4 protein-coding genes are annotated in these 11,978 nt (G+C 39.6%); 1 reads left to right on the top strand and 3 read right to left on the bottom strand.

Features of this window, described 5'->3' with window-relative positions; all coding sequences use genetic code 11:
* Positions 1-3: 3 nt before the first annotated feature.
* From IQ276_RS25225 to IQ276_RS25215, 3 genes are all read right to left on the bottom strand, one after another.
* Positions 4-5,583 (bottom strand): type I polyketide synthase, encoded by a 5,580-nt coding sequence (locus IQ276_RS25225; RefSeq protein ID WP_193914333.1) that lies wholly within the window; start codon positions 5,581-5,583, stop codon positions 4-6.
* Between the two features lie 309 nt (positions 5,584-5,892).
* Positions 5,893-7,848 carry a long-chain-fatty-acid--CoA ligase gene (locus tag IQ276_RS25220; protein WP_235115955.1) on the bottom strand — a complete coding sequence of 652 codons (1,956 nt, stop codon included), beginning with the start codon at positions 7,846-7,848 and terminating at the stop codon, positions 5,893-5,895.
* Positions 7,849-8,127: 279 nt separating this feature from the next.
* Positions 8,128-9,816 (bottom strand): HAL/PAL/TAL family ammonia-lyase, encoded by a 1,689-nt coding sequence (locus tag IQ276_RS25215; RefSeq protein ID WP_193924931.1) that lies wholly within the window; start codon positions 9,814-9,816, stop codon positions 8,128-8,130.
* 1,099 nt (positions 9,817-10,915) lie between these two features.
* On the opposite strand from IQ276_RS25215, the gene IQ276_RS25210 reads away from it, so the two are divergent.
* Positions 10,916-11,929 carry an IS701 family transposase gene (locus tag IQ276_RS25210; protein ID WP_193926053.1) on the top strand — a complete coding sequence of 338 codons (1,014 nt, stop codon included), beginning with the start codon at positions 10,916-10,918 and terminating at the stop codon, positions 11,927-11,929.
* Positions 11,930-11,978 lie beyond the last annotated feature (49 nt).

Here is an 11,978-nt window from a genome sequence, read left to right as displayed (position 1 = left end):
ACACTAAACTCTCAATAACTCCTCCAATTCTCTATCCACCAACATGGACAATTGCATTTCCGAAAGTTGCATAACATCATCAACAAGATCCGCCACGGATTCAACTTCCAATTGCACTTCTATTCCAGAATTTTCCACATCATCCAAACTAATTACTTTCTCAAGTAAATACCGCGCCAGAGCTTCAATAGTTGAATATTCAAACGTCAAAGTTGAAGGTAACGAGCTTCCCACCAATTTCTCCAACTGATTTTTTAATTCCACAGACATCAGAGAATCCATTCCCATATCGAAGAATCCCGTGCGCGGATTTGGACGAAAAGAAGAATCAAACTGAAGAACCTTGACAACCTTATCTTGAATCCGAGCAATCAATAAGTTTTCGCGTTCGCTAACAATGGTTTCCTGGAGTTGACGTAAAAGCTCTAAATCCTCCGTTGATGATTCTTTTTCTACTCCTGGGGTTTGAGTAACAAAATTACTAACTAAAGGCGGTTCTTTCCCAGATGAAAATTGTTGTAAAAACTTCGTCCAATTAATGGGCGTAACTCCTACTTGAGTCACATCCTGGGTTAATAAATCTCCTAAAACTTGTAACCCTTGTTGTGGTGCAATTGTTGCAAAACCACTTTCTAACATTCGTTGTTGGTGGCGAATATCCAATTGAGCAGCCATTCCCACTTCACCCCAAGCACCCCAGTTAATGCTTAAACCTGGTAAACTTTGACTCCGGCGATAATTAACTAAAGTATCCATAAAAGCATTCGCCGCCGCATAATTTCCTTGAGTTGGCGAACCTAATAAAGAAGCTACTGAAGAGAAACAAACAAAGAAGTCTAGAGGTATGTCTTGAGTTAATTCATGCAAATTCCAACTTCCCGTTACTTTAGCAGCCATAACTTGCTCAAAGCTTTGCCAAGTTTGCTTTAACAGTAACCCATCATCTAAAACACCAGCAGCATGAATAATCCCTCGCAAAGGTGGATAAGAAACTTTGATTTTGGCTAAAATTCCAGCTACATCTTCCGGTTGAGAAACATCTGCTTTCACAACCAGTACTTTCGCCCCGGCTTGTTCTAGTTCTATGATTGCTTCTCGCGTGTCGTTGCTAATTCCTTTTCTAGTAGTTAAAACTAAATTTCGTGCGCCCCCTTCAACCATCCACCGAGCAACTACAAGTCCTAAAGCTCCCAAACCGCCGGTAATTAAATAGCTGCTTTCGGAATTAAACTTCAACTGTTTTGCAGCAGCAGGTTGATGATTGCGCCGTACTAACCGAGCAACTTTACGAACTCCTTGACGCAGAGCAATTTCATCTTCTGTGTCTGAAAATAATAGTTGTTCGCACAATTCTTCAACTGGATTAATATTGCTTGCTGCATCTAAATCCAAGCGAGTACATAATAGTTCTGGATGTTCTAAAGCTATTACCTTACCCAGTCCCCACAACGCAGCCCCGGTTAATTGTAATTTGTCAGATGCTGCTGTTGCTTGAGTTCCTTTTGTAATCAAATACAATCGGGGGTATTTAGATAATTCAGCTTTAGCCAAAGCTTGAACTAGATACAAAACGCTACCGCAATTACTAACTTGGTTATTTATTTCAAAAGTCTCATCTAATCCCCATAAATATACAACTCCATGAACAGCAGTTTGATTATTTGCTAAACTTTCCTCAAGCAATCGTTGAAAGTGTTGGGGATTTTTGGGGTTAATGTAATACTGTTTCTCGGAAGCTTTATATTCCCCACCGGGAGCAACTAACACACAACCTTCACCGTTTTGCTGTAATAATCTTGCAAGTTGAGCGCCTATTCCTGTTTCTTGAGCGAATATCAGCCAATTACCCTTTTCTTGTTGGTTCTTCTCAACCGCCTTATTTATCCAAGCAACTTCATACAACCAATTACCCAAATCATTTGTCATGCTTTGCAAAATGGTTTCACGACGAGCTTTTCTCGCTTCAAAACCAATAATTTCAGCAATTAAACGTCCGGATTCGTCGCACAAACCAATATTACCAACCAAACTATTATCATCAGATTCTTGTTTTTGAGCGTGACACCATAGTTTAGCGTCAGAATCAGGGCGACGGTAAAATTTAAATTTGGCAATGTTAAAGGGAACATACATGTACTCATCTTGGGCTGATTTGCCTAGTTCCCAACAATTAAGTACCTGCAAGCAAGAATCAATTAAGCCGGGATAAAGTTGATAATTATCAATTTCGTCTGGTAATTGAGGTAGTTTAATTTGACATAAAGCTTCGTTTTCTCTATACCAAATTGTGTCAATCCATTGAAATGAATTTCCCCAGCCGTAGCCATTTTCTTGGAATGTTGAGTAAAAGTGTGTCCCCGATAAAATTTGATGGCATCGCTTTTTCAATGTTTCAATACTTACCGAGATATTTACAGAATTTGCTTCTGTAATCAACAGATTAAGTTTTCCCGTTGCGTGGGATTGCCAAGCTTGAATATCATTTTCATCTGCTTGATTTTGCAGACTAATCAGTTGCAATTTTGTCTCTTGATTTGATTCCGGCGTCAAAACCAATTGCACCGTCTTAATACCATCATCATCGCAAATCAAAGGATGTGAAAGTAATAAATTCTCAATTACACAAGATTCATTGGGCAAAGTTTCCTTAACAGCCGATAAAATCATCGAAACATAGGATGCAGCCGGAAATATTGCTTTTCCATACAGTTTGTGGTCACTTAAATAAGCAGGTGAATTGGGAGTGAGTTCTACTTCAAAACGAGTTTCTGGAGAAAATGGCAATCTCAACCTTTTACCTAACACCGTATTAGTTTGCGTCAAAGCAGGTTGTTGACGAATATTTATCTTAGATGTGTTAACCCAATAACGCTGACGTTGAAATGGATAAGTTGGTAATACCAATCGCTGACGATAATAATCTTGGTCAAAACCAAACCAGTTTATCGTTTTTCCACTGCTATATAATTGTGCCAAACTTGATACTATCTGTTGCCAATTCGACTGTTGTTGATGCAAACTAGGAAGCCACATTTCCACATTTGTATCTACACATTTACGTCCCATTTCTAATAATGTAGATTGGGGGCCGACTTCCAAAAATACTCGATAACCCTGTTCTGCAAGAGTTTTCATTCCAGGTGCAAATTTTACTGTTCCCCGCAGATGTTCTAACCAGTATTCAGGATTTTGTAACTCGCTGGTAACTAATTTTCCGGTAACATTAGAAATTAAATTTATCTTGGGCGATGTAAAGCTGACTTCAGATAATACTTTCTGAAAATCCGCTAACATTGGTTCCATCAAAGCCGAATGGAAGGCATGAGAAACATTTAATTTTAGGCTACTGATACCTTCAGCCTGCAACTTAGCAACAACAATTCCTACCGCTTGATGTTCTCCAGAAATTACTATACTTTGGGGACCATTTATGGCTGCAATTGAAACTTTATTGGTGAATGGTTGAATGGCTGCGGTAACTTGTGCTTCTGTGGCAAAAATGCCTACCATTGCACCGTTTTGCGGCATAGCTTGCATTAAACTAGCTCGTTTGGCAATCAATTTTAAACCATCTTCTAGACTAAAAACTCCCGCCACACAAGCAGCAACATATTCACCCAAACTATGCCCCAAAAGTGCATCTGGTTCTATACCCCAAGACTTCCATAATTCAGCTAAAGCATACTCGATCGCAAATAAAGCCGGTTGAGCATAGGCGGTATCTTGTAATAAACTGGTGCGATCGCCATAAAGTACCGACAGTAAAGGCTGTTCTAAGTAAGGGCGTAAAATTTCATCACATCGATTAATAATTTGCCGAAACAGCGGTTGGGTTGCGTAGAGTTCCCTTCCCATCCCCACATACTGAGAACCTTGTCCAGTAAACAAAAAGGCAATTTTTTGATTTGCTTCTTGCTCACCTTGAACAGTAATTTCCGCAGACTTATTGTTAATAAAATTGCTCAATTGCTGCTGTAAATCGGCAGTGGATTCTGCGACAAAAGCCAGCCGATGTTCAAAATGCGATCGCCCCGTGTTAGCTGTAAAACAAATATCTGTCAAAGCAGCTTCGGGGTGAGATGATAAAAAGCTTTGATAATCCTTGACGAGAGTAACTAATGCTGCTTCAGTTTTGGCTGATAAACTCAATAAATGCCACGGGCGATCGCTTTCCGGTTTGGCTTTGGGTTGAATTTCCGGTGCCGATTCTAAAATCAAATGTACGTTAGTACCACTCATCCCAAAAGAACTCATTCCCGCCAAACGTTGGGGAGAATCCCATTTAGTTGGTTGAGTGGGAACAACTACAGGAAGTTTGTCCCAAAGGATGTAAGGATTGGGTTGATTAAAATGTAAGTGGGGAGGAATTTCACCATGTTGCAAACCTAACACCACCTTAATTAAACCAGCCACCCCGGCGGCTGATTCCAAATGTCCCAACTGAGTTTTTACCGAACCGATGGCTAAAGGATTATCTTTGTTTCGCCCCTCACCCAGTACATTTCCCAAAGCGATAACTTCAATTGGATCGCCCAAACTGGTACCCGTACCGTGTGCTTCCACATATTGAATTTGATCGGGTTCGACGCGGGCATTTTCCAACGCCTTACGTAATAATGCTTCTTGTGCGGAACCGTTGGGAGCAGTTAAACCATTGCTAGCACCATCATGATTAGCAGCCGAACCGCGAATCACAGCGAATATGTTATCGTTGCTGGCGATCGCATCAGATAAACGCTTGAGTACAACAACTCCGCAACCTTCGCCCCTACCATAACCATCAGCCCCCGCATCAAAAGTTTTACAGCGCCCGTCAACAGACAACGCCTTTAACTTAGACAAACCAATACTTGCTTCCGGCGAAAGAATTAAATTTACCCCACCCGCCAAAGCCATATTGCATTCCCCGGTACGCAGACTTTGACAAGCCAAATGCACCGCCAACAGCGAAGACGAACAAGCCGTATCCAACTGCATTGTAGAACCTTGCAAACCCAAAGTATAAGCCAAACGCCCCGCAGCCATACTTCTGAGAATACTCAAGGTATTGTAAGCATCAATTTGAGTGCGATCGCCACAGTTGAAACCCAACTGAGAATAGTCATCCATGCAAAGCCCGACAAATACCCCCGTAGAACTACCTTTTAACTTATCTGCGGCGATTCCTGCATGTTCCAAAGCTTCCCAGCTAACTTCTAAAAGTAACCGCTGTTGAGGATCTAAATTTACAGCTTCTCTAGGAGAAATCCCAAAAAATTGGGCATCAAATTTATCTACTTCATCCAAAAATCCGCCGTATTTAGCATACATCTTCCCCGGAACTTCGGGATCTGAATTATAATATTCATCCACATCCCAGCGTTGAGAAGGAATTTCTCTAATAGCATCAATTCCGTTATGTAACAAATGCCAGTAAGCATCTGGATTATCAGCACCACCAGGAAAGCGACATCCCATACCAACAATTGCAATTGGTTCCCTCTGCGCCTGTTCCATATTATTGACAACAGAACGCATATTTCTTATTTCCAGTAATGCCTTCTCTAACAACGGACGATAATTTGTATGTTGTGCGTTACTCATTTTTATCCCAATTCCCCAAAATAATATTACAAATGCTTTTCTCAAAACCCAGGCAACTGATCTATCGGATTAATTTTGCCGAGTAAATCAACTCTTCAACTTCTTTTCTTCTTCCTCTTTCTTTGCGTACTTTGCGTACTTTGCGGTTCGTTCCTTAAAACCCTCAGAACCAATGCAATAAACCCATCTTAGGAAACTCCAAGAAATCAATTTGTGGGGTGGGCATCTTGCCCGCCCTATGGACTGGGCTTTCGTATCGCCCACCCCACAAGAGTTAATTGGATATTTTTTTATTTGTCAAATTAGGAATTATTTTCTCAGTTGTATCGCTGCAATTTCTTGAGTAAGTAACTCAGCTAATTCCGCATCATTTAATCCTTCAAAACCAGTGTATTCTTCATTCAAAAGCGTTTTTGCATCAACTTGTTGATTCGGTTGCAAAACATCTTCACTCGCCAAATGACGCGCTAAAGAATCAACCGTGGGAAAATTCCAAGTGATAGTCGGTAAAATTTCGCATTGCAACCAATTACTCAAATCTTCAGCTAACTTTACCGCTCTTATCGAATCCAAACCATAATCAGCAAAAGATTTATTCCGGCTAATTTTCTCAACAGATAGTGTCAACTTTCTTGCCATCCAATCAATTATCCAATTAGCAACTTTCTCAAAACTTGCTTGTGGTTTAACAGTTTGGCTTTCTGGCGTCGCAATGACTTTAATTACATTGTTCCTCGGTAAATCCTGACTTTCCCCAACTTTTACTGGAGAAGAAAAATTTTCTTCCCGCAACAATCGTTTCAGTATTTTACCTGTAGGACTCTTCGGTATTGAAGCAACAAATTCTACAGAACTGGGGACTTTATACTGCGCCATTCGTTGCTGAGTGAAAACAATAATTTCCTCTTCAGTAACTACTTCATCAGGCTTAAGTACAATACAAGCCCGTACTTGTTCCCCCATCAACTTATTAGGAACACCGTAGACAGCCACCTCCGCCACAGATGGATGTTGATAAATTACATTTTCCACTTCAGCGGGATAAACCTTCAACCCGCCAGAATTAATCATATCCTTTAGACGGTCAACAATGTAGAAGTAACCCAACTCATCAATTTGGCCGATATCGCCTGTATGAAACCATCCATTTTTAATAGCTTTAGCCGTTTCCGATGGACGATTCCAGTAACCCAGCATTACATTTACGCCGCGAATTGCGATTTCACCCAACTCGCCCAGTGCAACTTCACTACCATCTTCAGTATTAACAATCTTCATTTCCACGTTTTCAATTGGCGTACCAATTGAACCGAGTTTATGCTTGAGATGATGATTGTAACTAGCTAAAGGTGATGTTTCCGTCAAACCATATCCTTGATGAATGACTTTACCAAACTTTTCTTGCCATTGTTTAGCAATCTCTACAGGTAAACCAGCCGCCGCAGAAAAGTAATAACGTGCAGTTAAATCAGTTTTAGATGCCTTCTCCAACAACAAAATAAAAGTTGTTGGTACGCCGAAAAACATTGTAATATCATACTCAGCCACAGAATTAATAATAGTTTCTGGTTCAAAAGAGCGATACAGTACAATCGTGGCGCAGGCATTTAAAGCACTATTGAAGATCGCATTTTGCCCAAAACAATGAAACATTGGCAAAAATAACAAAACATTATCTTTGTAACTCATTGGACAATTGTGATTCATCGAATACATATTAGAAATCACATTGCCGTGGGAAAGAGTCGCGCCCTTGGGAAAACCCGTCGTTCCAGAAGTATAAAGAATAGCTGCCGCCTCATCCCGTTCCATCATCACAGCACGAGCCTCAGATGAAGCCTTCACCATTAATTCATCCAGAGAAATGCCTGCACTATTATTACCTTCAGTAATTAAAAGATGTTGTAAGTATGGTAAATCTGCTTGGGAAACCTTCTCAGAAAGCTGTGGAGTTGTAATCAGTGCTGTGGCTTGACAATCATCAAGAATAAATTTAACTTCATCTTTTTGTAGACTAATATTTATCGAAACTGCAATTGCACCAATTTTTTGAATACCCAAGTAAGAAATAATAAATTCGGGAATATTAGGTAAAAACAATGCAACCCGTTCTCCTCGCTTAATCCCCAGTCCACTCAAGGCATTAGCAGCACGATTTACTATTTCATTTAGATATTTGTAAGTAAAATACTTTCCTTCAAAAATCAGTGCCGGTTTGTTCGGGAAAAAAGAGCAACCACGCTCTACATTGTGTGCTATATTCATGGCTTAATTATTCTTAAATTTATTTAACAAGAAAGAATTCAGGAGTCAGAATGGGCTACGCCCCGCTACGCTAACAGAATTCAGAATTAAATTATGTGTGGCGGATACGTCTGGTAGAAAGCATCTCAGAGCATGTTTGAAAATTCATGATTGATGTATCAAATATTTTTTACCCCACCCTAACCCTCCCCTTGTAAAGGGGAGGGAACCGGATTTTTCTTGTTTCCCCCCTTTACAAGGGGGGATTAAGGGGGGTAATAATGCGAATTAAAATCACATTCAACAACCTTGAATTGCTGACACAATTAAACCGCCATCAGCAATATCGGCAGCAATCCGAGCAATATGCTCATCTAAAGATTGTTCGTTATCGTTCCAAATGTAAGAACGAATAGAACTTGGTTTTTGTCCAGTTACCTGATAAACTGCCGAATATAACTCTCTAGTAGCAGGAGAAAGACAAGTCCGGGCATCATAATCGCCACTGATTTTATAGGAGCGTAAATCAACCGCTTGAACCCCAAACATTAAGGCGATCGCCATGTATTGTTGAAATATTTCTATGGAACGACGCGCTAAATTTGCACTCATGTAACCTTGAGAATTCACATTCTGGTTAAACTGTTCGGCGTGAGTGGGATATCTATCTGCAAGGGAATTTCCGTAAAAGGTCAACAAAGGCATAATTGAATTACCGCATATTTGCAGACCTTTCAATCCCATATTTACCTTACGTTCTCGATTACCCACCAAAGAAGGAGCCAATCCGTTGTTAAATTCAGGGGAGACAAGCAGGGCAATTTGTACGTCCAAATGTTTAGCTAAAAGCCCTAAATAATAGCGTAAGTGATCCATTCCCACGCCTATATACTGTCCGAGAAAATTGCCGCCATGATAGCTTGCCTGATTTTCCACATCAATTAGAGGATTATCTGTAACTGAATTCATTTCAGTCTCAATCTGTCTAGCAATTTGCGAAATCCCATCAACAATCGGCCCTAAATACTGTGGCAAACAGCGCAGGGAATAACGATCTTGAATTAATTCTTGCTTACGATATTCGTGTTTACCATCTAACTCGTCACGAATTAAACGCGAATCTGCAAGCAATGAAATCATTTGTTCTGCCGCCCATAATTGCCCTGGGTGCGGTTTGGACTCGTGGATAAACGGATGAAATGATTGATTTGTACCGTTCAAACCCTGAACAAATAGAGCATGAACACCTATTGCCAACTTGAGTAAAATTCGAGCATCATAGACGCAATTAGCGGCAATACCAGTCATTACAGAAGTACCGTTCATCATTGCCAAGCCTTCTTTCGGCAATAGTTGCAACGGCGACAAACCGAGTTGAGATAAAGCAGTGGGAGCATCCATTTCTTTACCGTTGAAGTCAACTGTAAAGCTGGAATCCAAACCGATTAACGCACCAGTAATGTAAGATAATGGCACCAAATCGCCACTCGCACCAATAGAACCAAATTCGTATACATGAGGCGTAACGCCAGCGTTGAGGAAAATTTCCATCCGCCGAATTAGTTCGAGACGGATACCAGATGCACCATACAAATGTGAGTTAGCACGTAAAAGCATCGCCGCACGAACATCTGCCAAAGGCAATTTTTTACCAGCACCCGACTTCAGAAACCAAACCAGATTTGTTTGTAATTCCGATGCTTGTTCCGGAGAAATCACGACATCTGCCATACCGCCAAATCCAGATGTCACGCCGTAAATTGGCTTACCAGATTCAACTGCATCGCTAATAAAATCGCATGATGCTTGAATACCCTGTAAGATATCTGCATTTTCTGTTAAGCGCACTTGCTTGCCATCACGTGCCACACTCACAACGTCATCTATGGTCAGAGAATCGTCACCTACATTTACACTGGAATCAGAATATTCGGTGTAAGCTAATTTAGCCGAAACACTATTACTTTGTTGTACAGATGTTAGTTTCATGATAGTTGTTAGTTGTGAAATAGGGCGTTGCATAAATGCAGGATAAATTGGCGGTTGAAACCATTGATAATTATTTCCAAATAGGACAAAATCATCCCATGATTCAGCAACAAATGAAATAGATGTGGATTGTGGATTGTTTACGATAAAAACTTAAAGGCGGTAAGCTATTAGAATCATTAGCTGAATTTCTCCACAAATAATTACAAAACAATATCTCGCCTTTTCGGTGCAATCAATCATTTATTCTTCGTGATGTTAATATTAAGAGAATAATAACTAAGGAACAATGGAAAATGTTTCGGTAAAGTAGGATATTAATTTGCTTTAGTTCTAAAAATTGTTTATCAATATTTTTACTTAGTAAAAAGTATTATTTATTACTTAAATTAGGCGACTATAAGTTGCAGCTACACAAGCAAAACTCGCCTAGAAGGGTTTGAAACGCTTAGTTTTCATCAATCCGCCCAAGGAGATGAGAGTTTGTGTAGTAATGAATTATTATGACTCTGTTGATAAATTGCGATCCAATACTGTTCGGTTAAGGCAGCAGACGCGATAAATCGCCGTCTCTACAAAGGATTGATCGTTGTAGAGACGGCGATTTATCGCGTCTTTGCGATGTAGAATTTTGATCGAGAAACCTTAACCGAACCGTATTGAATTGCGATCGCTATCCCTAAAGCCTTGAGATGTCGTAGCACCTTATATAGCGATTCTCATTTGAATCAGGTACATGGGTAGGGTAGCACAGCTGTGCTACCCTACGGAGTATTGCATCCAAACGAGAATCGCTATAATCACTTGTCAGAATCTGACAACGTTGAGTTTTTTTACCAAAATTTGTGCCTAAACAGTAACAATAAAGGTCTTTTTTAATTGATCCTGTCAACGAAATTCTCTAACTTTTGAATGATAATTTTAATAGCCGCTAAGACAATCAGGACTTACGCAACTGGCACAATGCGATCGCTAACAAATAGTACTAAAGTACTATAAAAATGCAGATGAAATGAACTAGAGTACAAATGTAAATTGTTCCTTTTCACACCAAATTTTTGGGCTGCTGCTCAGGCTACTGTAACGAATACTTTTGAATATGAAGTTTACTAAATTAGATTATTGCCAGTATCTACTTAGTAGCCAAATTAATTATACCATTACCAATTTGGCAGAGCATTTAGAGAGTATTAGCCATGATACAATTAACTATTATTTGAAAAGAGAAAAATTAACACCTCGTTTACTATGGGATAACGTGAAAGAGGTAGTTGAGCCTGATGACAATGGTTACATAATATTTGATGATAGCATTTTAGATAAAAGGTATTCTGAAGAAATAGAAATAGTCAGAAGACAATATAGTGGTAATGAGCATGGTGTCCTTAAAGGCATTGGCGTAGTTAGCTGCGTGTATGTCAACCCTACACTTCAAAGATTTTGGGTCATAGATTATCGAATTTTTAATCCTGATGTCGATGGCAAAACCAAGATAGACCATGTGAAAGACATGCTCCAAAGCCTTGTGTATCATAAGCTTTTACCATTTGATACTGTTTTGATGGATACATGGTATGCGGTACACAGTTTAATGCTATATATTGATAGCTTAGACAAAATTTATTATTGCCCTTTAAAAGACAATCGGTTAGTTGATGATACATTTGGTCAAGCAAAATATAAACGTATTGAATTATTAGAATGGAGTCAAGAAGAATTAGATTGTGGTAAGATAATCAAAATTAAAGGGTTCCCAGCTAATAAAAAAGTGAAACTATTCCGGGTTACTGTTTCTACCAACAGAACGGATTATGTCGCAACTAACGATTTATCTCAAAGTTCCACGGATGTTGTACAAGAGGTGTGTAAAATTCGTTGGAAAATCGAGGAGTTTCACAGAGAAATTAAACAATTAACTGGGATTGAATTTTGCCAATGTCGGAAAGCTAGGCTTCAAAGAAATCATATCGCTTGTGCAATGTTAGTTTGGGTTAGGTTAAAGAATTTAGCCTATACAACTGGTCAAACTATTTATCAAATCAAGCATAACTTGCTTTCTAATTATTTAATTCAGCAACTGAAACGCCCAAGTATTCTTATGTGCTTGGTTTGATTTAAATTGTCGCCTGTCAGGGCTGCGCCCTGCCCGCTATTTGTGCCAG

The sequence above is a fragment of the Desmonostoc muscorum LEGE 12446 genome, assembly GCF_015207005.2.
In the GTDB taxonomy this organism is placed as follows: Bacteria; Cyanobacteriota; Cyanobacteriia; order Cyanobacteriales; family Nostocaceae; genus Nostoc; species Nostoc muscorum.
The sequence above is the reverse complement of the archived record's forward strand: the minus strand, read 5'-3'. Positions and strand labels throughout refer to the sequence as shown.

Bases quoted from the DNA above. Each gene is read 5' to 3' on its own strand.
- IQ276_RS25215 (WP_193924931.1), bottom strand. From the start codon at position 9,816: ATGAAACTAACATCTGTACAACAAAGTAATAGTGTTTCGGCTAAATTA.
- IQ276_RS25210 (WP_193926053.1), top strand. From the start codon at position 10,916: ATGAAGTTTACTAAATTAGATTATTGCCAGTATCTACTTAGTAGCCAA.
- IQ276_RS25225 (WP_193914333.1), bottom strand. From the start codon at position 5,583: ATGAGTAACGCACAACATACAAATTATCGTCCGTTGTTAGAGAAGGCA.
- IQ276_RS25220 (WP_235115955.1), bottom strand. From the start codon at position 7,848: ATGAATATAGCACACAATGTAGAGCGTGGTTGCTCTTTTTTCCCGAAC.